Source organism: Dyadobacter frigoris, assembly GCF_005280585.1.
Classification (GTDB): Bacteria; Bacteroidota; Bacteroidia; order Cytophagales; family Spirosomataceae; genus Dyadobacter; species Dyadobacter frigoris.
The window spans coordinates 1-22,261 of record NZ_SZVO01000024.1; the positions used below are offsets into that span (position 1 = coordinate 1).

Genomic DNA, 22,261 nt, shown 5'->3' on the forward strand with positions numbered 1-22,261 from the left:
CCGATGGCTATTGGGGTTACAAAAAATTAAAAGAGGTAATTGCCAAACACAATGTCGTTATTGAGTCCGATAAAAAGAAAGCAGCAAAGCTGTTTCCGTGGGTGAACCGAACCATTAGTAATGCCAAAAGAATGTTAAATGGGGTGCACCATAACTGTATAAATGCCAAATATGTTCAGAACTACCTCGACGAGTTTTGTTATAAGTTTAACCGAAGATATTTTGGCGATAAACTTTCAGATAGACTAATGATAGCGGCAATGGAAAGCACTTGGTATTAATACCGGATAGTCAAATAATCTTATATACCTGGAAAACCGGGTAAATGAATAACAATTCTATTAATCTGTTTCTTAATTGGTATCACTGTTTGGCGGTTGGCCGATTGTGGTCACCGGTTCGTCCGTCATTTTGGCTTTCACCTTTTCGTCGGCAATCGGTCTTTTTTGGATGGTAATCGGCCCCCAAAGCAGCAGCGATGAACCCGATTGAAGCTTTTCGTTACGAATAATAACAACTAAAAACCAAGTAATGAGAACAATCATCCTCGGAGTCCTTTTATTGCTAATCGGAATCATGCTATTTATTTTTAATCATTACGATTTTGTGACTTTCGGCAAGATTATCCATGTTGGTAATCTAAAAATAGCCAGAGAAAATGATCATCTATTAGAATGGTCGCCCTGGTTGGGTATTGCCGTTTCACTCGTGGGTGTATTTACAATGGCTATCGGAATCCTGAATAGAAAATAAAAAACTTCACCATCTAATAAAACCAAAACCATGCTGCGATTAACTATCCCATTTTTTATGATCGGAAGCCTGTTTTCACAAGGTTGCGAACGTAATAATAACACAAAGACTGAAAAAAATACCGACTTATCCATCGGGGAGGAATTAGTTAAAAGGGATACGACGATAAACATCGGTAACGCATATAATGATTTGTTTTTGGATAGCAGTGCTGTTGAGAAATTCATCAAAAGCCAGCAACTCAATGACTCTGTTTCCTTTGTACTTCGTAGTTTTTACAATACCCGTAACTTTGAATATGCCTGGTTTTGCACAGACGGGCTCATTGAGCAGTCGCTCAGCTTCCGGAGTTTGTATAAAACAGAAGACGATCCTGATTCCCTTAATAAGTCGCTTGAGACAAGGCTGGATCGTTTAAGGGTTAGTAAAGATAATTCGGTTAGTGCTAATGACCCCGTAACGATTAAGACAGAATTACAACTGAGCTTGCAATTCATCCGTTATGCACTTGTTCATTTTAGGGACATGGGCATCAGTCCATCTTCCTTAGCTACTTTTATCCCTGTCAGAAAAAAGCAGGTTTTAGAGTTCGCCGACGAAATACTTGATTCGGGCAACACTGACAATAAAAATTACGCGGCCTTCAATAAATCTTACGGTCTGTTGAAAGTTAAACTGGGACAATACAGAGCGATTAAAAACAATGGGGGCTGGCCGGTCTTAGGCAGCGATGTAAAGAAATACCGTTTAGGGACCAATAACGACGAAGTTAGGGTTTTGAAAAAAAGACTTCAATTAACTGGTGAATTGATCGCGACTGACACCAATGGGATATTCAGCACGGAATTAGAAAGTGCTGTTAATATTTACCAGGCAAACCAAGGAGAGAAACCAACCGAGCAAATAAGCTTAAATCTGCTTAAAAATCTGAATATCCCCGTTGAGGCCCGAATTCAGCAAATCATCCTCAATATGCAGCGTATGCGGTGGATGCCAGACCAATCGGAAGCGCTGCTTATCAAAGTGAATATTCCGGAGTTCGTTGTTTATGTGGACAGTGCACAAAAGACTTTGTTTAAGATGGACGTTGTTGTTGGTGTACAAGGTCATAACACGACCATGTTTTCGGGAAATATCAATCAGGTTGTTTTTAGTCCTTATTGGAATATCCCACCCAGCATCGTCCGAAAAGAAATTATACCCGGACTGCGCCGGGACAAGAATTATTTAAAGAATAGAAACATGGAGCGTGTTGGCAGTTCCAGTTTCAGGCAGAAACCAGGGCCAAGGAATGCGCTTGGGAAAGTAAAATTTTTATTCCCCAACAGTTTTAATATTTACATGCACGATACGCCGCAAAAAGGTTTTTTTGACAGGGACAAAAGAAGTCTGAGCCATGGCTGTATACGGCTTAGTGATGCGCGGAAAATGGCCATTTACCTTTTACATAATTACCCGGAATGGACTCCCGAAAAGATAGATAAAGCTATGGATAGCGGGCATGAAAGATTTGTTAAGCTGAAACCGACTGTACCGGTCATTATCACTTACTACACCGCCTGGGTTGATAAAAATGGCTCACTTCATTTTGCCAATGACATTTATCAACATGATAAAACCATGGCTAAAAAGATGTTTACCAATCCACAATAGAAGCGTTATACCTATGGTTTATGCGTGTGTATTTTTCGGTATATATTGTTCCCCTAAGGAGCGGGCTTTGGATGTCGGACCTTGTAATGATAAAAAAACATACTTAGTCTTGCGTAATTAGACACTTTCATAATCATCATTTCCACGGCGCTTTTGTCTTGAATATTAATCTGTGATTCATGCAACTATTCGTATTTGGTTTGTAAATTTTGGTACGCACAGAGGTGCACCTTTGTTGCGTTGAAATAATTCCGTTTCAGTATTAATTTAAATCGAAATGAAAACCAATTCAGAATTACAGACCGACGTTCAGAACGCTATCAAATGGGAGCCTTTAATGAATGCAGCCGAAATTGGCGTTACTGCAAAAGATGGTGTTGTTTCTCTTACAGGAATTGTAGACAGCTATGCTAAAAAGTTGGAAGCTGAAAATGCGGCCAAGAAAGTCATTGGAGTTAAAGCCGTGGCTGAAAATATCGAAGTGCACTTTCCGAATTCATGGTCAAAAACGGATGAGGAGATTGCCACGGAGGTTTTGAGCGCCTTACGATCAAATTGGTCTATCCCTAATGACAAGGTGAGTGTTAGAGTTGAGAAAGGATGGATTACTCTGGATGGAGAATTGCCATGGAACTACCAAAGAGAAGCTGCAAAAACAGCAGTGCATTATCTTAATGGAGTTAAGGGTGTAACCAATAACATCAAAATCAAATCCGAATCTCACAATGCAATTGAGAAAAAAGATGTTGAAGACGCAATTGCAAGAAGCTGGTCAGTGGATGATTCTGACATTAGTGTCTCAGTATCTGGCACCACAGTTACTTTGAGCGGAATCGTTGATTCCTGGTATGAAAAAGAGGAAGCAGGCCGTATCGCCTGGAATACCCCTGGAATCTGGCATGTGAAAAATGATCTGGTAGTGGACTATGATTATGCCATCATTGATTGAAAAAAACATAGCGTTGGCAAGATTCTCGCCAACGCTATGTTAAATATCATAAATATGTTCCAGATTATTCCAAGATGTTTTTGCCGTCCAGAATCCTAAATATTAACTCCTGAATACTTATTTCACATTGCTTATTGGTTTAGAGGGAACTGTAAAATCAAACTTTAGGCTGCATCCTGAATTTTTCTGACCAGTTTGAGAACCCATTCTCTCGGAATAAAACCAACAGCGTCTGCCATAAGATTATTTATAAATCCTGGAATAGCCACGCTTTTGCCTTTTAGCATCGCTTCATATCCATATGCAGCGACTTCTCCGGCAGTGGGCAGTTTGTTATTGTTGAACATTTTACTGTTTTGCATAGACGCCGCTTCCTGGAATCCGCTTTCGGTTGGGCCGGGACAAAGCGCGGTAACGGTTACTCCCTGATGAAGGACTTCATTACCAACCGCTTGTGAAAAACTTAAAACATAGGCTTTAGTTGCGGAATATACCGCCATTTTTGGGCCAGGCTGAAAGGCGGCTATTGAGGCTACATTCATAATTCTGCCGCCTTTTCTGTCAAGCATATCTTTCAGGTATAACTTGGTGAGTAAGGTCAGTGCCATAATGTTCAGATTTATCATGTTCACTTCCTTCTGTAAATCAGTGTCGGAAAAAAATCCAAAATCACCGAAACCTGCATTGTTGATCAGGCAATCGATCTGGATTTTTTCTACTGTCGTCCGGTCATAAATCTTCTTCGCCGAACCTTCAGCGGAAAGATCAATGACAATAATGCTTACGGAAATTCCGTACGTTTGAACCAGTTCGGATTTGAGCTGATCAAGTTTCGCTTTGTTTCTTGCCACCAAAACCAGATCGCCTCCTTTTGAAGCATGGATTTTTGCCAGTTCAAGGCCAATTCCACTGGAAGCGCCTGTGATTAATGCAGTGTAGGGCATTGGTAAACTATAATTTATGATGAATATCAGAAGAACTTGTGCGTATCAGGTTCGGTAAAATGAAATTTAATACCATTGATGTATTTTGTTTGAAAATATTTTCAGCTGTTTGTAACCGCTAGTTCATCCTGCCAAAGATCTAAACTGTGTATCGTTTCTTTGGCTATTTCTTCCAATGCTTCGACAGTTAAAAAAGCCTGATGCGGCGTGATGATTACATTGGGAAAAGTTAATAATTTTAGAAGCAGATCATCTTTGGACTTACCGGAAGGATTTTCACCATAAAAAACCTCCTTTTCAAATTCATAAACGTCCATTCCCAGATAGCCGATCTTTTCCTGAACAAGAGCTTCCGGTAAGTCGGCGGTATTAATTAATGCACCTCTGGCGGTATTGATCAGCATTACTCCGTCTTTCATAAGTGCCATGCTTGAAGCATTTATGATATGTCTGCTTTGAGCTGTTAAGGGCAGATGAAGGGAGATAATATCGGATTGTGCTAACAATGTTTCCAATGAAACCTGCTCTATTTTTTCCAGGTTATCATTGACGAAAATATCTGAACCCAATACACGGCATCCCAAACCGTTAAAAATGGCTGCGGCGGCCTGTCCGGTATTTCCCAGCCCGATTATTCCAACCGTTTTTCCGTAAAAGGTAAATCCGGTCAGTCCGTCTAATTTGAAATTGTAGTGATGGCTGTCTGCGTCGGCTTGTATGAGGTGGCGGTTAAGTGCCATAGCCAATGCAACAGCATGTTCTGCGATTGAAGCAGGGGAATAAGCCGGAACGCTGGCAATTTTTATCCCTCTTCTTTCAGCGGCTTTTTTATCTATCTGGTCTGTTCCTGCTGACCGGGTTGAAATGAATTTTATACCTTTGTCGGATAGTTTGTTGATCACAGTTGCAGAAACATCGTCGCTTGCAGAAACAAGAATGGCTTCTTTTCCTTCTGCAAATCCACAGGTTTTCAAACTTAGTCCATTGGATATGAGTGTGATATCGTGCTTTTTTGCATTGGCCCTAGCCAGAAATTTCTTTTCAAAATTCTTTACACTATATGCGACTACTTTCATTATACGTTTTTTTTCGATTACGCGAATTTACCCGGATCGGTCCGCATTAAGGACAGGCTAAATCATAGAAAAATGTGATGCTCATCAGTTTTTCATTTTTTGCAGCCTTGACATATCCTGAATATAAATCATGCTTCCTTTTTTGTCGATCAAACCTTCGTCTTTAAAATCGGTCAGCGTGCGGCTCACTGTCTCCGAAGCGATACCCGCCATGGCAGCTAGCTCATCGCGCGAAATTTTAAATTCTGTCCGCTGTCCTTGTGTGCTTAACCGGATCAACACATTTGACAAACGTTTCCTGACGGAATGATAGGCAAGAGCCAGTAATTGCTCTTCTTTTTCATGGATGTCGTTTGACAAAATTCTCATAAACTGACTGCCAATGTCCGGAAACCGGTTGAGAAGTGAGATCACAGATTCTTTTTGCAGCATACAAATCGCAGCGTCTTCCAGCGCTTCTGCTGTTTCTGTGAAAGCTTGCTCTAAAAGTAATGCGCTGACGCCCAGATATTCATCCGTTTTGAATAGCCCCGTCATGAGTTCTCTGCCGTCTTCTGATCTTTTCGATGTTTTGATAACGCCATCCAAAACCAGATAAATACCAGTCGGCTGATCACCATCATAATACAGGATCTGCCCTTTTTTAATCTGCCGGATTTTTCGGCCGGAAATCAGTGCTTTCAAATCGGCCGCCCCATTTTCAGAATCCGCTGTAAGGCTTTCCAGTATAATCAGCGTTTTACTATAATGTGCTTTTTGTTTTAGCTCTTTGGCAAGGCGTCCTTCAATTGCTTTCAGGAGCTCCATATCATCAAATGGTTTGGTCAGGTAGTCATCCGCACCCATTTCCATTCCTTTCCTGAAATCAACACGTTCTGCTTTTGCAGTCAGGAAAATAAATGGAATTGAATCAGTCTCATGGTTTTTGCCAAGCATATACAACACACCGTAACCGTCCAGCTCAGGCATCATGATATCGCAAAGAATCAGATCCGGCCTGCTCTGAAACGCAAGTTCAATACCTTTTTTTCCATTATCGGCCTGGGTGACCACATAGCCGGAAAATTCAAGAATTTCAGCCGTGCTTTCCCTGATATCATTATTATCCTCTATAATCAGGATTTTTTCATTCATGGCTCTTTTTGAAATATAGGGTAAATGATGTACCCTGATTTACATTGCTTATAAACTTAACCTCTCCATCCATCAACTGTACATACCGGTTGACGATGTTAAGACCTAAACCTGTTCCGGCAATATTCCCGGTATTATGCGCCCTGAAAAAAGCTTCAAATAAATGTTTCTGGTCTTCTATGGGTATACCAATCCCGTTATCCTGAATACAAATGGTCACCATCGATGGTGTGATTTCTGTATTGAATTCGATGAAAGTATTTTCGCCCGAATATTTGATTGCATTGCTGATCAGGTTGATAATGGCATTTCTCAATAGCGGCTGATCCAAATTTACGGTGGCAGACGTGCCTGTGTGCTGGTAAATAATCTGCTGATTTTGTTTCGCGATCAGCTGCATATCTTCTGTAATTTCTTCGGAGAATTTGACAATATCAAATGCTGTCAAAACCGGTTTGAATTCTCCGGCTTCAAGCCTTTCCAGCGATAGGAAATCATTGAGAACGCCGGTAAGATGAGATACCAGAATTTTGATTTTGGCGGTATGTCTGGAAATGTTGGGACTGATAGCGTCTCCGGAGTATTTTTCAATCAAAATGGAAGAAAGCTGGATTGCACTTAATGGCGTTCGGAATTCATGAGAGGCCATCGATACAAACCGGCTTTTAAGCTGGCCTAGCTCCATTTCTTTTTCCAGTAATTTGCTTACTTTTTCTTTGGCTTCTTCAAGCGCTGTTACCGTTTCATTCAATAAACAAGTGCGCTGCTGTACCTGTTCTTCCAGATGAAAGGCATATTCCTTCAATTTTTCTTCGGCCTGTTTTTCACGGCTCAGATCATGTATGAACCCGGTGTATATTTTGCGTCCGTAAAACTGCACCTCACTGATACCCAGACGAAATGGGAAAACTTCGCCGGATTTGCGAAGACCAGTCACTTCCCGCCCGATCCCGATAATGGATTTTCTGCCAGTCTGGTGGTAATTATGAAGATAACCATCATGCTGGTCGCGGTCGGGAGGTGGCATGAGCATCGATATATTGTTGCCGATCACCTCGCCGGGTTCGTATTCAAACAACTTGCAGGCAGAAGGGTTGATAGTTTCAATAGTTCCCTTACAGTCTATCGTGATGATTCCATCGATCGCATTTTCAATGATTGCTTTGAGCAGTGCTGAATTTTCCATGGATTTACGATAAGTTCAGCGATTGATACGGGGCGCGGAGCAGCTTTGGTCATACCCTTTTTATCTCAATCTATGGGAGTTCATTTTGACTCTGGACATAAACGCCACCAAGTTATTTGACGAACTTTTTGGAACTGTGACCTTCTTCCACCCAAGTCTTGGAAGAAGTTGTTTAAGGAAATGATGGATGTAATATGCAGTCATTTATTTGGTTAAACAATGATTTCATTTTTTTTATCGGTATCTGCCCAATGACGTGTATCAACGTTAACAGGTATCGTTGCTCCGTTTAAGATTCCATCCAATTTTGTTTTCACGTCAGAAACAACCCGGTTATAGCGAATGATTTCGTTTTCCATGAAATCGTCCTTTCTCTGCTTTATTTTTTGTCGTGTACGAGAACCCTTATCTGGAGCGAATAACAACCCTATTGCAAAACCTGCCGAACTGGCGAGAACGAGGCTGCATAATACTTTTCCCATTTTCATAATCCGGTAGTTAAAGTTTACTTAAACAATTCTATCATTAACTATATATAGTATACGTTAATGGGGAATTTGTTATTATTCCTTGTTTAGGCGCTCATTTTTAATTTCATAAAGTTGCACAAATTAAATTCAAGATATGTTACACATAATATTTTAAAAGTTGCAAGTTTTACATGTTTTCGAGCGTATTCCATCGTTTCTGACTTTGTTGCCTGTAAGTCGACGGAGACAAGCCGGTTACTTTTTTGAACTGATTAGAAAGATGGGAAACGCTGCTATAGTGGAGTTTGTAGGAAATTTCGGTCAGGTTCAGTTCTTTGTATTGAATCAGTTCTTTGACCCGTTCAATTTTATGTTTGATTATAAAGTGTTGTATATCAATCCCTTTTGCTTCGGAAAATAGGTTTGATAAATAGGTATAATCATAACCGATCCTTCTGCTGATGTATTCCGAATAATTTGTCTTCGGAAGCTCATCGGTATAATGGACGAGTTCAATGATTACGTTTTTAATTTGTTCAATCAGGATACTTTTTCTGTCATCTAAAAGTTCAAGTCCTGAAGCGCTCAGATTCTCCCTCAGACACCCTCGTTGCGACACAGTTATTTTTGTTATTAATTGAACCATACCCATTTCAACACTGCTGTAGGCAAGTCCCATTTTTGCAAGTTCTTTGGTAACGCTGATCTTGCAGCGCAAACTCACCATGTTTTTAATGTACAGTACCATATCGTCTAAGTTTAAATTATTTTGCTACTGATCTGGCGGAGGTGTCTGATTTAGCCTGATCTTATAACTTAGACGAAAGGTAGGCGCATGAATGCCGCGAATTGGTGATGATCATCATCTTCTGAAATGATTGTAGTTGCAGTACTGGAAATTAAGAATGACTTTTATTTGGATGTATGGTTTCTGAGCGGTAACGCATAAGAAACGAGGTGATGGAAGTCACCTCGTTTCTTTTAATGCTATGAATATCAGTATTATCAAGTCAAAATAAAGAGGTGTAGCTCTTATTACATGGCGTACTCGTTGTGGTAGGTTAAATAGTTTATCACAGCCCTGATCCCAAAAATATCCCTGATACAATTTTGAGCTGATATCCTTTCTTTTTGCAGGTGGACAGTTCCTTCCAAAAATACCAGACGGCCGGTAACGCGTACCCTGATTTTCTCACTGTTAATAAATACATTAGCCTTTAAAGCATTCCATACTTTTATTTCCAGGGTTTTATCGGTTTCAAGTCTGGCAGCTTCGGAATCGTAATCTGGCTCCCAGGATTTTTGGACTTCTGTGATTTTTGACATGATTTAAGATGTAATGCGAAAGAGTTGATTGAAGGGGACAGCTCATTGCTAAAAAAAGTGATTTTGAGAATGGAAATTATAAAACCTTAGGCCTTACTGATCAGGCGAGCGCGATGTTATTTTTAAGCAGGGCAGTTACAGCAAGCGTTCTTTCTGCTCTTCTTGCATTTTTAAGTTGCTTTTTCACTTCCAGGGTAAATAATTTATTTTCCTTCGACAATTTCTTTTTTGCGATGTGCACAAAATCTTCGTAAAGCTTCTTTGCCGCTTTGCTGATCACCTTTTCCTGTTTTGCGGTATCCTTATTGTTTTCATCAATTTTCAGGTTGGCGTTAAGAGCCTGGATGATTTCGGTGACACGTTGTTGTTTTTCTGGTTTCATCTTGTTTCTATAAACTCGGCTTGTCAATGTGGCTGGCGTCCGGTAATACAAAGATGCGCTGATTGTCGGTTTTAAACCTTACACATCAACAACAGGAACTTACACATCTTACATATTTTCAAGATTTTCATTCCGTTTCATTTTGAGCTTTTTGAAATAGGAGGGCGTAAGGCCCGTAATTTTTTTGAACTGGTTGGATAAATGCGATACGCTGCTATAGTGAAGCTTGTAGGCTATTTCGGTTAAATTAAGGTCTTCGTAAAGGAGCAGTTCCTTCACTTTTTCAATTTTATGCAGGATAATGAATTGCTGGATATTCATTCCTTTCACCTCCGAAAAAGTATTAGAAAGGTATGTATAATCAAAACCCAATTTTTCGCTTAGGAAATCAGAAAAGTTGGTTAAGGGTAAATCTTCTTCGTAATGAACCATCTCAATGATTACCGCTTTGATCTTTTCAATCAGGATACCTTTTTTGTCATCAAGCAGTTCAAGTCCTGATCGGAACAGGTTTCTCTTAAGCTCGTCATGTTGCTCCTGAGTCATGTCTTCAAGGATCTCAACAGTTCCCAGTTCGACGATCACATAGTGAAGGCCTAATTGGGACAATTCCTCCTTCACCAGGATCTTGCAACGCAGGCTGACCATGTATTTAATGTATAGTATCATAGGTTATGTGGAGGTGATTTTCGGCAGTTGTGATCAACTTGAGGAATATGCTGAATCTGTGATCAATGCAACTATTGAAAATTGATGTATAACAATTACCCTGTTAAATCCGGCAAGCTTTGTAACAGTAAAGCATTAGCCACTACAACCGTGCCAATACCTTTTTTAAGCATGTCTATTCGCTGATTATAAAGATGGTTAATAGTCTGTAAGAGCTTTTATTTTGCGAAAAAATGTATCTGCTCTTCCTTCCGACAAGGAATGGATGCGGTCGAAAACATAACTACAACTTTAACAAAATTACGCAATGAAAAAATTATCAATTACAATTTTAATGTTCACTTTAAGCACATTCTCATTTGCTCAGACATTTAGTATTGGCCCCAAGGCCGGAGTCAATGTAAGCAATTATTCTGGTGGGGATATCAATTCAGATGCGAAAGTGGGATATCATTTAGGCGGTATGCTCAATTTCGGTTTCGGAGAAATATTCTCTGTTCAGCCGGAGGTATTATTTTCTACCCAAGGCGCCAAGGTTGAAAACGCAGGAAGCAAGAAGGATTTTAAGATCAATTATCTGAATGTACCGATCATGTTGAAATTCAGGATAGCGAACGGATTTTACATAGAGGGCGGTCCGCAGGCTGGTTTCAGACTCTCAGAAAATATCCCGGACCAGACAATCAATAATTTTGCAAAGAACTTGGATCTGTCTGCAGGTGCCGGGTTAGGATACCAATCCGATGCCGGGATTGGGGTAGGGCTTCGTTACATGGCTGGATTGTCGAAGGTAGGGGACTTTTCAGGAAGAGAGATTAGTCCGGACTTCAAAAACAGTGTTATTCAGGCGAGTGTGTTTTGGGTAATCCCGATTGTCAAAAGGTAGGTTATGCTTCGTTGATTGATTGGCGGGAGAAATCATAAAACATGGTTTCTCCCGATTTTTTAGCAAATTATGAAGCTCTCATACTTTTGTAATTTGAGTTCAGTAATATTTAATTTTAGAATTTGTGATACGTTACGATACGACGAAGTGGTTAACGCATTTTATTCACCAAGAAAACAAAGATTTGTCTGGCGATGAATTTTTTGAAGAAATCCTGTCTATTATTAGAAATGGAAATCAAAACACTCCTTTTTTAATTTTAAAGCAAATTTTAACAGATGGGTATCTCAGGTGCAGCTGGTCTGAAAGGAGTGGAAAAAGGACAATTTATGGACTCAGACCTGCAATATGTTTTACAGAAATGCCATTAGGTGCGATTGCAGAATATGTAAAACAGAGAGATAAGAAATATGTCAGTGAATATGGTATTGCATTTTTAAAGGAGGAATTGTTCCGAGCCGGTGCCCGGCCAGTAATTTATGGACTTACTTCCGATCCCAAAGAGGCCAGTGAAGGCGATGAGTTTTTTAGAGATGGTTTTAGAAACTTGTCTAGTGCTTCGGGAATTGGCCCAAGTGAACAATATCGTTATGTCTCAACGAATTTAGGAGGAAATTTAAATCCTATTGATTGGACACATGAAAGAGAGTGGCGGTGGATTGATAATCTGGATTGGCTGGAAGATTTTCTAATCCAAGGACTGCCATTTTCTATCAAGCGCTCTTCTTACACATTCAGTAAAGTTATTATTATGGTAAAAACTTCAAAGGAAAAAGAAGAGCTAACGAATTTACTTAAACAGCTTCCAGACCAGGAATCTGCCGCCGGAGGGCAATTGCAGCATTCGCAAGTGAAATGTGAAAAGATCAAAATTTTGGAATCATCAATATGGGAAAAAGCGCTAAGTGAGAATGAGACAGTTAAACTCGAAGACTTGGAAGAGTTGGGATATGTTTGACAGTAGGATTTGATGCTTGCCGGAATACTTGGTAGTGAAATAAAAGGATGTCTCGACGCTCGATTGACTACGTCGTATCAGGTTGGTGGCAAATAATCCACCAGTTTAACTTTATTCCGTTGAAAAGCTTTTGAAGTAGTTTGATAGTATCGTTTCACATTAACTCTGAATATGTCATATAGTAGTACAAATGTTAAAATGACGACAGGAAAAACGAACGATGTAAATCCGATACGGTGAAACAGAACCGCACCGGCAATCGCCCCTGACATAAAGGAGCAGATAATAAACAGTTTTAGTTTTATTTTCGAACGAATGGCAGACCGGTCTTTGATGTTATTTTTGACCAATTGTGCCAGTTCAATTCCAAGATCCGTAAATGTTCCGGTAAGATGGGTTGTTCTTACCACTGATCCGGAAACCATTGAAACTAGCGCATTTTGCAAACCCATTGCAAACAGTAAACTGCCGGGAAGGGCTACTTTGGAAATTGTTGATCCATCATACTTGTATCCATAAATTGCAGAAAGGACAAGTATTGTTATTTCGATCACTATAGGGATGGAATACGAGAAGCGTTGATGTGCCCCTAAAAGAGATAAGCATGATCCTGACGTAAAAGCTCCCGCAAGAAATAATAGCATCCACAAAATAATAATCTGAGCACTTTGCCAGTTTTGCTGCGCAATTCCTTCGGCTAGTAGTGCAGCATGGCCTGTGATGTTCGTGGTAAGTACAGAGAATCCTAAAAACCCTTCAGCGTTAACAAGCCCCGCCGTAAGACCAAGCAGGGTTGCGAGTTTTAGATTATGATTTGGTGTACGATGAGTACCGGAATGGCTGAACATGATTGAAAGCTCTTATTATTCCCTTATGCTGAGATTTTTAAGTATATCCTCAGAAGCAGGATCAGAAGAAATTCCATAACCCGTCACCAGGATTCCCTTAATTCCATCCTTAGATTCGATCGCATAAACGACCGCTTCATCTGCCGGATCAGAATTACCTTCATAGCGGTATACATCCACAATGGTGAAATCACCAGCTTTTAGAACCCCTTCCGGATGAGTCAAGCTATTATCCTTAAGATTAAAGTCAATCGTAAATCCCTGTTTTCTTAGTTTACTGATTGCAGTGCTTACTGTGTCATAATGTACTTCTGCATCTTTTTCAAAACTTACTTTTTTTATTACTTGGTCCCCTTCAACCGCTGAAACAACCATTTTCCCGATGTTTTCTCCACTAAATAATCCAAGCAAGGCATCCGGCAGCTGTTCAAAACCATGCATGATGGTTTCTTTGAATTTTAATTTTCCCTCTTTTACCCACTGTGATAAATGCTGGATGGCGTCCGGAAATAAATTCTGATAATTACTGACAATAAAGCCCTGCATCAGTATGCTTTTTGTTAATAGGATAGGCTGCACCCTGGGTCCGGAGGAGTTTGCGGTATCGTTGTAAAGAGCAATCTGTCCGCACAGAGGTATGCGCGAGTGTAAGTTCATCTGGCTGATCACCGCATCAGATATCGTTCCGCCAACGTTATCGAAATATATATCAACGCCATCCGGGCATGCTTCGATAATGGCTTTTTCTATATCAGGTGTTGTTTTATAATTAATGGCCTGGTCAAACCCGAATTCTTCTGTCAGCATCTTGGTCTTTTTATCCGAGCCGGCAATACCGATAACCCGGCATCCCTGGATTTTTGCAATCTGTCCAACTACAATGCCAACTGCACCCGCCGCACCGGAGACTACGACCGTTTCGCCGGATTTTGGTTTGCCAATGTGCATAAGTCCGATGTAGGCAGTTAGTCCGGTCATACCGAGCACGCCCAGATAATAACTGGCAGGAGCAATAGTGGCATCGATTTGGTGGATGTCTTTTTGATTGGCAACGCAGTTTTCCCTCCATGGCAAAGAACCCAAAACGTAATCGCCTGTTGTAAATGAATCTGATTTTGTCTCGGTTACTCTCGCTATCACGCCACCTGTCAGAGGCTCGTTCAGCTGAAAAGGCGGCGCGTAAGATTTGGCGTCATTCATTCTGCCACGCATGTATGGATCAACTGAATAGTACAAACCTTGGAGCATTACTTCGCCTTCTTTTATTTGGGGGAGTTCAATACTTTCAAATCTGAAATTATCTTTGGTGGGTACACCTATTGGTCTTGATGCGAGTACGATTTGTCTTGTTTTCATGAATGATTTTAAAAGTCGGAAAGAAAGCACATGACGCCTTCTTTCCGACTTTTCTTTAATGTTAAAAAAATTTCTATTGCTTTAAATCTCGGTGTGATTTAAAAAGGATCGCTTAATTCACTCACCCGAATAAGTTTCTTATTGACAAACTCGTCAATTCCCAATTCGGATAATTCACGGCCATAACCTGATCCTTTTGTTCCTCCAAAAGGCAGGTCCGCCTGAGTCCATGTCGGGTGGTTGATAAAGACCATTCCGGTATCAATCTGATCAGCGATCAACTTTCCTCGTTCAATATCCTGGGTAAAAACAGAACCTCCTAATCCGAAGGGAGAATCATTGGCCAGATCAATAGCAGCCTGATCATCTTTTACCCTGTAAAATGAAGCGACCGGTCCGAATAATTCTTCGTAATAAGCCGGAATCCCCGGGTGTAGATCCGTTAAAATAGTTGGTTCCATAAACGCACCAGGTCTGCTTGGACGTTTTCCACCCAGTAAAACCGTTGCTCCTGCATCCACAGATCTTTGCACCTGGTCTGCCAGCGCAACAGCGGCTTCTTCACTGCTTAATGGTCCCAATTGTGTGGTAGCATCCATCGGATCGCCTACAATCAGATTAGCCATTTTATCTTTGAATTTTGTGATGAATTCATCTGCAATTGATTCGATCGCTATAAAACGTTTTGAAGCAACACAGCATTCGCCGTTGTTATTGATCCGCCCTACAACCGCCCATTCTACCGCTTTATCAATATCGGCATCCTCCAAAATGATAAAGGCGTCACTGCCGCCCAATTCCAGAACGGATTTTTTCAGATTTTTACCTGCTTCGGATGCCACACTCGCACCTGCTGCTTCGCTGCCCGTCAGAGAAACGCCTTTGATACGTGTATCTGATACCAGCCCGGATGCGCGTTTCCCGGAGATCAACAGGTTGGTGTAAATTCCTTTTGGCGCACCGGCTTCTTTAAAAAGGTCTTCGATGGCGATGGCGCACTGCGGAACAATGGAGGCATGTTTTACAAGCACTGTATTGCCTACCATAATATTGGGTGCAGCAAAGCGGGCAACCTGGTAAAATGGGAAATTCCAGGGTTCTACACCCAATAGAACACCTATGGGGCTGTAACGGATGAATGCTTTTCCATATTCAGGAGCAAGCGGTTTGTCTGCCAGGAATTTTGCCCCGTTATCAGCGTAATAATCAAGAATATCTGCGCTCAGCTTAATCTCACCTTCTGCCTGAGCGATAAGTTTGCCCATTTCCATGGTGATCAGCCGAGCAAGATATTGTTTTTGGTCCCGCATCAGGGTGGCTACTTTGTGAAGCAGATCCGCGCGCTGTTCGTAACTTGTTTTTTTCCATGAAGCAAAAGCAGAAACAGCTCCTGAAATGGCTTCATCTACCTGAAAAACACTCATTTCCTCGAATGATTTAAGGAGCTCGTTTGTATTTGGGTCAACTGTTTGAATAGCCATAATTGTGGTTTGTTATATTTATATTGGTTTAGTTTGCTGATGAATTCGGGAAGGAGGAGCAAATGTTTTAGTATTAGTTTTTGTCAAATAATAGGAAGAAATGCGTCCCTGAACCCAGCTGTGATTCCACATGTACCTTTACATGATTTGATTCGAGAATATCGTAAGTAGCCGCCAACCCAATCCCCATGCCGCCTGGCCGGTTTGTGAAATTGGCGTTAAAAATATTTTTAAGATTTTTTTCGCTTATACCGCAGCCGTTGTCCTCGATCTGTACGACGTATTTTCCGGCGATCGACATGGTTACAACTTTCAGTTCCCGATACTGCGAATCCATGGCCTCAATCGCATTGACGATAATATTGGTCAGGGCAATTTTCATTTTCGGACGGTTTAGAGCCACGATGCAGTCTGTGGGATCATATTCTTTGCATACCATGATGTTTTTCAGCAGAATCCTGTCCCTAGCCATTTCAACAACTTCATCCAGAAGGTGGTGAATAGACTGGTTTGCCATCTGCGTTTCATCCAAACTACGGTTTTTGACCATCTCATTGACCAGCTCGTTGATCCTTTCAGAGCTGCGTTTGATGATATCGACATACATTTTCAGCTCATCATCCTGATGCTCTGCAAGCATCAGTGCCAGAGACAGATCAATTGTTGCCAGTGGATTGCGAATTTCATGTGCCAGTGTGGCCGTGAAATCACAAGTCACGGGTACGTCGAATAATGGATTGAATGGATTCATGAGTTGAGATTATTTAGGCAAGATCCTGTCTGCAAAGGTGTTTGTATTCCAACGGGGAAGTTTATACGCAAAGAGGGAATTGTTGCATGAATCACAGATTTAAAAGCGAATGGTTATTCGCTCGTTTTACCATCAAATTTTTCTTCGCTTGATTCAGCCTCTTTCTTCGTGACTTTGACAATTTTGTCCTGGTGATTCGGCGGGCCATAAATGGTGTACATTTTCAGTTCGGTCGCGCTGTCGGTGTTGATGATATTATGCTTTGCCCCGGCGGGCACTACTACCACGTCGCCATCTTTTACTTCGTATTCATTCTCATCAATAATCACTTTACCCGTCCCACTTTCAAACCGGAAAAACTGGTCATTGTTTTCATGAATCTCAGCGCCGATGTCTTCGCCGACCTTTAAAGTCATCAACACCAATTGAAGATGTTTACCGGTGTATAATACCTTTCTGAAATTGGTATTTTCCAGGGTGTCCTTTTCGATATTACTATGAAATCCTTTCATTTGGATATTTAGTTTTAGAATTGAAATTTTAAACAGGGAATTAACCTGGTTTGATAAATCTGTTATTCACCAAGTTCAAGTTCCTGATTTTTCAGCGCGTTTGACATACTCACTGCTGACAAAAGGATTTTGGCTGTCGCTTGCGATGATGCCGGATTTTGCCCGGTGATCAGCAGACCATCCTGCACCGTATGCACGCCCCAATCTGCGCCATTGCTGTAATTTGCACCCAGTCTCTTGAGCTCGGTTTCCAATGAAAACGGGACAATGTCCGCAAGGTTAACTTCTATTTCTTCGGTATTAGAAAAGCCTGTGAGGTTTTTTCCTTGTACCAACGGCAGACCCATGGACGTTTTGACATTTATCAAGGCAGCAGGACCGTGACATACAAAAGCAATAGGTTTTTGATGATTGTAAAAATCTTCGATCAGCTGGATTGAGTTTTTGTCAACCGCTAAATCCCACAGAGGTCCATGACCACCCGGGTAAAACACAGCATCATAGTCAGAATAATTTATGTCGCTGAGCGGTATGGTGTGCGCCACTTTGTCAATCAAATCATTGTCTTTATAAAACCGCAAAGTATCGGGAGTTTGAACATCAGCTGCTTCACTTTTTGGGTCTACAGGTGGTTGTCCACCTTTTGGTGAGGCGATGGTTAGTTCTGCCCCTGCATCAGATAACACATAATAGGGAGCAGCAAATTCTTCTATCCAAAAACCTGTTTTTTCGCTGGTAATGCCCAGTTCACTGTGGGATGTTAGTACGATCAGTATTTTCATTGGTTCTACTTTAGCGTTAATTATTGTCTGCATATAACAATGCAAAGGTTGGGTATTTCAAGCCCCGAACATTATACCTGCCCTGGAAAGAGTTACATATTTCACTGCTTTCGCTAGGCTGTGCTTTGGGTGGTGTATTTAATTTTGCCCGGAAATGAGAAAGCGTGAACTATGTAAGAATTAGACATTTGCATACAATACTTTGTGTTTTGGTATCAGCAACTTTTGAATCCTGTGAAAGCATCATTTCACAATAAAGAAACAGTTATGAAAATCCCGGAAATGAAAAATCATTTATTAATAGCATGTATCCTTTTCCTTTTTGGTAATACAGTAAAGGCGCAGACCGATACCACTGCCGGTACATTCTGGCATCCCAATCCACCCGTTTATGCTGTAAAACACGCCATCGAAGTGGAAAGCCTGGTTCCTATGTTTTTCACAGGCGGATATCATTTCGCTTTGGGGTATCGGTATAAAAAATTCAGGATACGGGCAAGCGTGATCAATGGCGGAACCTATAATGCAGAAACTGCGGGTTTGAAAAATTCGTCATCGGAATTTAAAAGATATTACACCACTTCACCCGGAATTTTCTTTGGCTACAATGTCTGGAAAAACCTGGAAGTCTACAGCTATCTGGAATTTCATACTTTTAAAATCACGCAAAAAAGTACGGGCATAAAAAAGGATCTGAAAAGCGTGGATACCGGCCTGGGCGTGAGCTATCAGTTTTTTATAGGAAAATATTTTTATATACAGCCAGGTTTGCATTTGTATGTAAGGCGAAACAACAGTGTTGATTTCGAAACCGCAACCTATCATATTCCCAATGCGGACATATCACCCGTTATCAGGATCGGAGCCAGGTTATGGAAAAAATATTAATAACCCGAAAACAATTCATATCTATTGCGGCAGGTACCCTTGCGCTGGCGGGGATTACCGGGTATTCCGTGAGTGATAAAAGCAATTATATACGTTCCGAAAGTGAGGCTGATATGGGTAAAACATCGTTGACCGCGGATGAAAGAGCAATTTTATATCTGGCTTCGCTGGCGCCGAGCGGACATAATACGCAGCCCTGGTTTGTGAACTATATCGAACCTTATCACTGGATTATTGGCAACGACAAAAACAAATGGCTGCCCGGCGTTGATCCTACGCAACGTGAGACGATGCTATCCATCGGTGCCTTTTTGCAGAATCTGGAATACGCTGCCGGTAACCTGGGTTATGACTGTGATTTTGTGTTACTGGCTGCGAGTAGCCAGGAAGAAAATGTGATGGAAGTCAGGTTAGTAAGGTCAACTGTACGTGTTTATGATATTGAAAAAATACGGCAGCGCAGAACTGTGCGGTCGCATTACAGGAATGAAGTTTTAAAAAAAGAAGACATCAAATTCTTGATTGGCAATGATGAAGATAATATTCATTTCATACCCAACACTTCAACGCAGTGCCAGTGGCTCAGTGAACAAACTCTTGAAGCAAACCGGATACAATCTTATCGGGATGCAGCACAGAAGGAATTATCAGAATGGATCCGTTTTTCAAGCATAGATGCGGAAAAATACCTTGACGGATTGACTATGGCAGGAATGGAGATCGAGGGGATTTTCGGCTGGTATTTGAGGAATTTTTACGGGAAAGAGGATGTGATGAAAAAAGGGTTCCGGGAGCAGAGCATTGATAAAGTTAGTAAACAAGTGGCGCAGTCTGCGGGATGGATATTGATCACGAGTAAAGATGATTCGGTTGCTTCGCTGCTTGAAACAGGCAAGCGCATGGAGCGGTTGTTTTTGAATGTAAGGGAAAAAAATATAGCACTGCATCCCATGACGCAGGTTTTGGAGGAAGCTTCAACGAATCAGATACTGCCTGGATCCGTGGGATTGAGCCAACCAGTCCAGTTTATTTTAAGAGTCGGATATTTGAAGAATTATCCGGAACCGGTATCACTCAGGCGTCCGGTCGAAAGATTTTTACGCGTTTGAGTTATTATTTCCAATCATGTTCAAATCATTCATACTTATCAAAATGAAACCGTCCACTACCCGAAATCTGCTCATTTTTCTTCTGGCTTTTCTTGGCGTGGGTGCCCTGTTCGGTGGAGGCGTACTGATCATTTCCCCAAGCGGTGAGCTAATTGGAATGCCTCTGTCGATGCTGGATGCTTCTCCGTTTCGTGATTTTCTTATACCGGGAATTTTGTTATTTGTCGTGCTTGGGATCTGTCCTTTGGCGCTGATTTTTGCTTTGTTAAAAAAAGTAGAAAGTCCGTTTGCAGAACAGTTTAATCTTTTTACAGACATGCGCTGGCCATGGAGTTTCTCGATCTATCAGGCCTTTGCGCTGATCATCTGGATTCAGCTTGAAATGGTTTTTCTGCATGCCGTGCACTGGCTGCATACCTTTTACATGTTTTATGCGGTTGCAATGCTGGTTGTGGCGCTGCTGCCGCCTGTGAGGAATTATTATAAAAAATAGATCACATCAAATTGAATGGATGGCATGAAACAATGTCACCATACGCTGAACAACTCCTTTTAACTCAATAAGTGATTGATGCAACTCTTGACTCCTGATGTGTAACTTTTTGTTCTGCCAAATCGCTCCCTTTGTTTAGTTAATTTCTAACCATTAATATTCAAGATTATGAGAACCAACGAAGAATTACAAAAGGATGTGCAGTATGCAATAAAATGGGAACCCTTGCTTCACGCAGCAGAAATAGGCGTCATTGCAGAAGATGGAATCGTTACCCTGACCGGATCAGTCGATACTTACGCCAAAAAGGAGGAAGCGGAAAAAGCAGCGAAGAATGTTGCAGGCGTGAAAGCAGTTATCGAAAAAATTGAAATCAAATATGGCAGTTTCGGTAAAAAAGACGACAGCGATGTTGCCCGGGAAATTATCAATGCTTTCAAATGGAATTGGGAAATTCCTGACGGAAAAGTCAAAGTGAAGGTTGAAGACGGCTGGGTTACCCTGGATGGCCAGGTGGAATGGAACTACCAGAAAGTAGCTGCGAAAAAAGCCGTTACAGGTCTTCTGGGTGTTTTGGGCTTAACGGACAGCCTGATTGTTAAATCCGAAATCAAGGATAGCATTGAAAAGAGAGACATCGAGAAAGCTATTGAGCGCAACGCCACGATTTATGATGAGGAAGTGAAGATCAAAGTCTCCGGTAACATGGTTACTTTGAGCGGAACGGTTCACTCACTTTATCAGAAGGAAGAATGCGGCCGGATGGCATGGAATGCACCGGGTGTAGAGGCGGTTAAAAACGAGCTTGAAATCGACTACGCGTATTGAAATAAGTGAGCGGGGAGATTTTCATCTCCCGCTTTTATTCTGAATTGTCGGCGTAAAATAAATATTGTCTTTACATGGAAAATGAGCAACCGGTTATTTCAATAAAAGGGTTATACAAATCCTTTGGCGATCTGGATGTGCTGAAAGGTGTGGATTTTACATTGCTGAAAGGTGAAAATGTGGCCGTCCTTGGCAGGTCCGGATCGGGTAAATCTGTTTTGATAAAAATAATAATCGGTCTGCTCAAACCGGACCGCGGTGAGGTAATTGTGCTCGGACAGCAGATTGATAAGCTGGCCGGAAAAGAGCTTGACGCTCTTCGGTTAAGGATCGGATTTTCATTTCAGGCAGGCGCCCTGTACGACAGCATGGATATTTACCATAATCTGTCATTTCCGTTAACGATGAATAACAGGAAATTGGGTAAAAAAGATATTGATGCCGCTGTTGAAGAAGCGCTGGAAGCCGTTGGGCTTAAAGAGAAAATGAACCAGCTGCCAACCGATCTTTCGGGAGGGCAACGTAAAAGAATCGGCATTGCCCGGGCACTGATCCTCAAACCGGAGATCATGTTATACGATGAACCCACCTCAGGCTTGGATCCGATTACCAGTACCGAAATTAATGCGCTGATCATGCAGGTACAGCAGCGGTACAACACCAGTTCTATCATCATCACACATGACCTTACTTGTGCAAAAAATACCGGCAACCGTATTGCAATGCTTCTGGATGGTAAGTTTCAAGCGACCGGAAGTTTCGAAGAGGTATTCGGCAGCAAGGATAAGCAGGTTGAAAGTTTCTATGAATATAATTTTATCGATTAA

The 22,261-nt window shown here is 41.3% G+C and carries 27 protein-coding genes; 11 read left to right on the plus strand and 16 right to left on the minus strand.

Annotated elements, in window-relative coordinates; genetic code table 11:
• On the plus strand, nt 1–281 hold a 281-nt coding region (locus FDK13_RS31970), incomplete at its 5' end, for a transposase (protein WP_137341878.1).
• Nucleotides 282–353: 72 nt separating this feature from the next.
• On the opposite strand, the gene FDK13_RS31975 is transcribed toward FDK13_RS31970, so the two are convergent.
• Nucleotides 354–545 carry a hypothetical protein gene (locus FDK13_RS31975; protein ID WP_137344095.1) on the minus strand — a complete coding sequence of 64 codons (192 nt, stop codon included), beginning with the start codon at nt 543–545 and terminating at the stop codon, nt 354–356.
• Between FDK13_RS31975 and FDK13_RS31980 the strand changes: the two genes are divergently transcribed.
• From FDK13_RS31980 to FDK13_RS31990, 3 genes are all read left to right on the plus strand, one after another.
• A complete protein-coding gene (locus FDK13_RS31980; RefSeq protein WP_137344096.1) occupies nt 532–753 on the plus strand; it encodes a hypothetical protein in 222 nt (73 codons plus the stop codon). The genes FDK13_RS31975 and FDK13_RS31980 overlap by 14 nt on opposite strands.
• Before the next feature lie 30 nt (nt 754–783).
• Nucleotides 784–2,406 carry a L,D-transpeptidase family protein gene (locus FDK13_RS31985; protein ID WP_137344097.1) on the plus strand — a complete coding sequence of 541 codons (1,623 nt, stop codon included), beginning with the start codon at nt 784–786 and terminating at the stop codon, nt 2,404–2,406.
• 277 nt (nt 2,407–2,683) lie between these two features.
• Nucleotides 2,684–3,355: a BON domain-containing protein gene (locus FDK13_RS31990; protein WP_137344098.1), complete on the plus strand. Its 672-nt coding sequence runs from the start codon at nt 2,684–2,686 to the stop codon at nt 3,353–3,355.
• 164 nt (nt 3,356–3,519) lie between these two features.
• Here FDK13_RS31990 and FDK13_RS31995 read toward each other — a convergent pair whose 3' ends face one another.
• The 9 genes from FDK13_RS31995 to FDK13_RS32035 form a co-directional block, all read right to left on the minus strand.
• Complete coding sequence (locus tag FDK13_RS31995; protein ID WP_137344099.1) at nt 3,520–4,299, minus strand: SDR family NAD(P)-dependent oxidoreductase; 780 nt, start codon at nt 4,297–4,299, stop codon at nt 3,520–3,522.
• Nucleotides 4,300–4,400: 101 nt separating this feature from the next.
• On the minus strand, nt 4,401–5,375 hold the full coding sequence (locus FDK13_RS32000) for an NAD(P)-dependent oxidoreductase (protein ID WP_137344100.1): 975 nt from the start codon (nt 5,373–5,375) through the stop codon (nt 4,401–4,403).
• Between the two features lie 84 nt (nt 5,376–5,459).
• Nucleotides 5,460–6,509, minus strand: coding sequence for a response regulator (locus tag FDK13_RS32005; RefSeq protein ID WP_137344101.1), 1,050 nt, complete (start codon nt 6,507–6,509; stop codon nt 5,460–5,462).
• Nucleotides 6,502–7,695, minus strand: a complete 1,194-nt coding sequence (locus FDK13_RS32010) for a PAS domain-containing sensor histidine kinase (protein ID WP_137344102.1) — start codon at nt 7,693–7,695, stop codon at nt 6,502–6,504. The genes FDK13_RS32005 and FDK13_RS32010 overlap by 8 nt, the downstream gene beginning before the upstream one ends.
• A gap of 212 nt (nt 7,696–7,907) precedes the next feature.
• A complete protein-coding gene (locus FDK13_RS32015) occupies nt 7,908–8,183 on the minus strand; it encodes a YtxH domain-containing protein (protein ID WP_137344103.1) in 276 nt (91 codons plus the stop codon).
• Nucleotides 8,184–8,352: 169 nt separating this feature from the next.
• The gene (locus FDK13_RS32020) at nt 8,353–8,913 is read right to left on the minus strand and encodes a helix-turn-helix domain-containing protein (RefSeq protein WP_137344104.1); all 561 of its coding nucleotides are present in this window, start codon (nt 8,911–8,913) and stop codon (nt 8,353–8,355) included.
• Between the two features lie 287 nt (nt 8,914–9,200).
• Nucleotides 9,201–9,491: a BON domain-containing protein gene (locus FDK13_RS32025; RefSeq protein ID WP_137344105.1), complete on the minus strand. Its 291-nt coding sequence runs from the start codon at nt 9,489–9,491 to the stop codon at nt 9,201–9,203.
• Between the two features lie 100 nt (nt 9,492–9,591).
• Nucleotides 9,592–9,873 carry a hypothetical protein gene (locus FDK13_RS32030; RefSeq protein ID WP_137344106.1) on the minus strand — a complete coding sequence of 94 codons (282 nt, stop codon included), beginning with the start codon at nt 9,871–9,873 and terminating at the stop codon, nt 9,592–9,594.
• Nucleotides 9,874–9,981: 108 nt separating this feature from the next.
• The gene (locus FDK13_RS32035; RefSeq protein ID WP_137344107.1) at nt 9,982–10,542 is read right to left on the minus strand and encodes a helix-turn-helix domain-containing protein; all 561 of its coding nucleotides are present in this window, start codon (nt 10,540–10,542) and stop codon (nt 9,982–9,984) included.
• A 307-nt stretch (nt 10,543–10,849) separates the two neighbouring features.
• On the opposite strand from FDK13_RS32035, the gene FDK13_RS32040 reads away from it, so the two are divergent.
• Nucleotides 10,850–11,428 carry a porin family protein gene (locus FDK13_RS32040; RefSeq protein ID WP_137344108.1) on the plus strand — a complete coding sequence of 193 codons (579 nt, stop codon included), beginning with the start codon at nt 10,850–10,852 and terminating at the stop codon, nt 11,426–11,428.
• Nucleotides 11,429–11,552: 124 nt separating this feature from the next.
• A complete protein-coding gene (locus FDK13_RS32045; protein WP_137344109.1) occupies nt 11,553–12,386 on the plus strand; it encodes a hypothetical protein in 834 nt (277 codons plus the stop codon).
• Between the two features lie 77 nt (nt 12,387–12,463).
• Here FDK13_RS32045 and FDK13_RS32050 read toward each other — a convergent pair whose 3' ends face one another.
• The 6 genes from FDK13_RS32050 to FDK13_RS32075 form a co-directional block, all read right to left on the minus strand.
• Complete coding sequence (locus FDK13_RS32050; protein ID WP_137344110.1) at nt 12,464–13,234, minus strand: YoaK family protein; 771 nt, start codon at nt 13,232–13,234, stop codon at nt 12,464–12,466.
• A gap of 15 nt (nt 13,235–13,249) precedes the next feature.
• Nucleotides 13,250–14,590 (minus strand): NADP-dependent oxidoreductase, encoded by a 1,341-nt coding sequence (locus FDK13_RS32055; protein WP_137344111.1) that lies wholly within the window; start codon nt 14,588–14,590, stop codon nt 13,250–13,252.
• Nucleotides 14,591–14,688: 98 nt separating this feature from the next.
• A complete protein-coding gene (locus tag FDK13_RS32060) occupies nt 14,689–16,071 on the minus strand; it encodes an NAD-dependent succinate-semialdehyde dehydrogenase (protein ID WP_137344112.1) in 1,383 nt (460 codons plus the stop codon).
• Between the two features lie 73 nt (nt 16,072–16,144).
• On the minus strand, nt 16,145–16,822 hold the full coding sequence (locus tag FDK13_RS32065; protein ID WP_137344113.1) for a two-component system sensor histidine kinase NtrB: 678 nt from the start codon (nt 16,820–16,822) through the stop codon (nt 16,145–16,147).
• Nucleotides 16,823–16,935: 113 nt separating this feature from the next.
• A complete protein-coding gene (locus FDK13_RS32070) occupies nt 16,936–17,334 on the minus strand; it encodes a cupin domain-containing protein (protein WP_137344114.1) in 399 nt (132 codons plus the stop codon).
• A gap of 62 nt (nt 17,335–17,396) precedes the next feature.
• Entirely contained in the window at nt 17,397–18,116 is a 720-nt protein-coding gene (locus tag FDK13_RS32075; protein ID WP_137344115.1) for a type 1 glutamine amidotransferase domain-containing protein, read from the minus strand.
• Between the two features lie 282 nt (nt 18,117–18,398).
• Here FDK13_RS32075 and FDK13_RS32080 point away from each other — a divergent pair, with 282 nt between their 5' ends.
• The 5 genes from FDK13_RS32080 (at nt 18,399) to FDK13_RS32100 (ending at nt 22,261) form a co-directional block, all read left to right on the plus strand.
• Entirely contained in the window at nt 18,399–19,004 is a 606-nt protein-coding gene (locus tag FDK13_RS32080) for a hypothetical protein (RefSeq protein WP_137344116.1), read from the plus strand.
• Complete coding sequence (locus FDK13_RS32085; protein WP_220417478.1) at nt 18,989–20,113, plus strand: Acg family FMN-binding oxidoreductase; 1,125 nt, start codon at nt 18,989–18,991, stop codon at nt 20,111–20,113. The genes FDK13_RS32080 and FDK13_RS32085 overlap by 16 nt, the downstream gene beginning before the upstream one ends.
• 43 nt (nt 20,114–20,156) lie before the next feature.
• Nucleotides 20,157–20,606 carry a hypothetical protein gene (locus FDK13_RS32090; RefSeq protein ID WP_137344117.1) on the plus strand — a complete coding sequence of 150 codons (450 nt, stop codon included), beginning with the start codon at nt 20,157–20,159 and terminating at the stop codon, nt 20,604–20,606.
• A gap of 168 nt (nt 20,607–20,774) precedes the next feature.
• Nucleotides 20,775–21,434 (plus strand): BON domain-containing protein, encoded by a 660-nt coding sequence (locus FDK13_RS32095; protein WP_137344118.1) that lies wholly within the window; start codon nt 20,775–20,777, stop codon nt 21,432–21,434.
• Between the two features lie 74 nt (nt 21,435–21,508).
• Complete coding sequence (locus tag FDK13_RS32100) at nt 21,509–22,261, plus strand: ABC transporter ATP-binding protein (protein ID WP_137344119.1); 753 nt, start codon at nt 21,509–21,511, stop codon at nt 22,259–22,261.

What these genes read in the sequence shown, in the direction of transcription:
- FDK13_RS32065 (WP_137344113.1), bottom strand. Translation starts at nt 16,822, where the DNA reads ATGAATCCATTCAATCCATTATTCGACGTACCCGTGACTTGTGATTTC.
- FDK13_RS32010 (WP_137344102.1), bottom strand. Translation starts at nt 7,695, where the DNA reads ATGGAAAATTCAGCACTGCTCAAAGCAATCATTGAAAATGCGATCGAT.
- FDK13_RS32025 (WP_137344105.1), bottom strand. Translation starts at nt 9,491, where the DNA reads ATGTCAAAAATCACAGAAGTCCAAAAATCCTGGGAGCCAGATTACGAT.
- FDK13_RS32050 (WP_137344110.1), bottom strand. Translation starts at nt 13,234, where the DNA reads ATGTTCAGCCATTCCGGTACTCATCGTACACCAAATCATAATCTAAAA.
- FDK13_RS32000 (WP_137344100.1), bottom strand. Translation starts at nt 5,375, where the DNA reads ATGAAAGTAGTCGCATATAGTGTAAAGAATTTTGAAAAGAAATTTCTG.
- FDK13_RS32100 (WP_137344119.1), top strand. Translation starts at nt 21,509, where the DNA reads ATGGAAAATGAGCAACCGGTTATTTCAATAAAAGGGTTATACAAATCC.
- FDK13_RS32040 (WP_137344108.1), top strand. Translation starts at nt 10,850, where the DNA reads ATGAAAAAATTATCAATTACAATTTTAATGTTCACTTTAAGCACATTC.
- FDK13_RS31975 (WP_137344095.1), bottom strand. Translation starts at nt 545, where the DNA reads ATGATTGTTCTCATTACTTGGTTTTTAGTTGTTATTATTCGTAACGAA.
- FDK13_RS32090 (WP_137344117.1), top strand. Translation starts at nt 20,157, where the DNA reads ATGAAACCGTCCACTACCCGAAATCTGCTCATTTTTCTTCTGGCTTTT.
- FDK13_RS32020 (WP_137344104.1), bottom strand. Translation starts at nt 8,913, where the DNA reads ATGGTACTGTACATTAAAAACATGGTGAGTTTGCGCTGCAAGATCAGC.
- FDK13_RS32060 (WP_137344112.1), bottom strand. Translation starts at nt 16,071, where the DNA reads ATGGCTATTCAAACAGTTGACCCAAATACAAACGAGCTCCTTAAATCA.
- FDK13_RS31990 (WP_137344098.1), top strand. Translation starts at nt 2,684, where the DNA reads ATGAAAACCAATTCAGAATTACAGACCGACGTTCAGAACGCTATCAAA.
- FDK13_RS32080 (WP_137344116.1), top strand. Translation starts at nt 18,399, where the DNA reads ATGAAAAATCATTTATTAATAGCATGTATCCTTTTCCTTTTTGGTAAT.
- FDK13_RS32005 (WP_137344101.1), bottom strand. Translation starts at nt 6,509, where the DNA reads ATGAATGAAAAAATCCTGATTATAGAGGATAATAATGATATCAGGGAA.
- FDK13_RS31985 (WP_137344097.1), top strand. Translation starts at nt 784, where the DNA reads ATGCTGCGATTAACTATCCCATTTTTTATGATCGGAAGCCTGTTTTCA.
- FDK13_RS32035 (WP_137344107.1), bottom strand. Translation starts at nt 10,542, where the DNA reads ATGATACTATACATTAAATACATGGTCAGCCTGCGTTGCAAGATCCTG.
- FDK13_RS31980 (WP_137344096.1), top strand. Translation starts at nt 532, where the DNA reads ATGAGAACAATCATCCTCGGAGTCCTTTTATTGCTAATCGGAATCATG.
- FDK13_RS32085 (WP_220417478.1), top strand. Translation starts at nt 18,989, where the DNA reads ATGGAAAAAATATTAATAACCCGAAAACAATTCATATCTATTGCGGCA.
- FDK13_RS32030 (WP_137344106.1), bottom strand. Translation starts at nt 9,873, where the DNA reads ATGAAACCAGAAAAACAACAACGTGTCACCGAAATCATCCAGGCTCTT.
- FDK13_RS32095 (WP_137344118.1), top strand. Translation starts at nt 20,775, where the DNA reads ATGAGAACCAACGAAGAATTACAAAAGGATGTGCAGTATGCAATAAAA.
- FDK13_RS31995 (WP_137344099.1), bottom strand. Translation starts at nt 4,299, where the DNA reads ATGCCCTACACTGCATTAATCACAGGCGCTTCCAGTGGAATTGGCCTT.
- FDK13_RS32055 (WP_137344111.1), bottom strand. Translation starts at nt 14,590, where the DNA reads ATGAAAACAAGACAAATCGTACTCGCATCAAGACCAATAGGTGTACCC.
- FDK13_RS32075 (WP_137344115.1), bottom strand. Translation starts at nt 18,116, where the DNA reads ATGAAAATACTGATCGTACTAACATCCCACAGTGAACTGGGCATTACC.
- FDK13_RS32070 (WP_137344114.1), bottom strand. Translation starts at nt 17,334, where the DNA reads ATGAAAGGATTTCATAGTAATATCGAAAAGGACACCCTGGAAAATACC.
- FDK13_RS32015 (WP_137344103.1), bottom strand. Translation starts at nt 8,183, where the DNA reads ATGAAAATGGGAAAAGTATTATGCAGCCTCGTTCTCGCCAGTTCGGCA.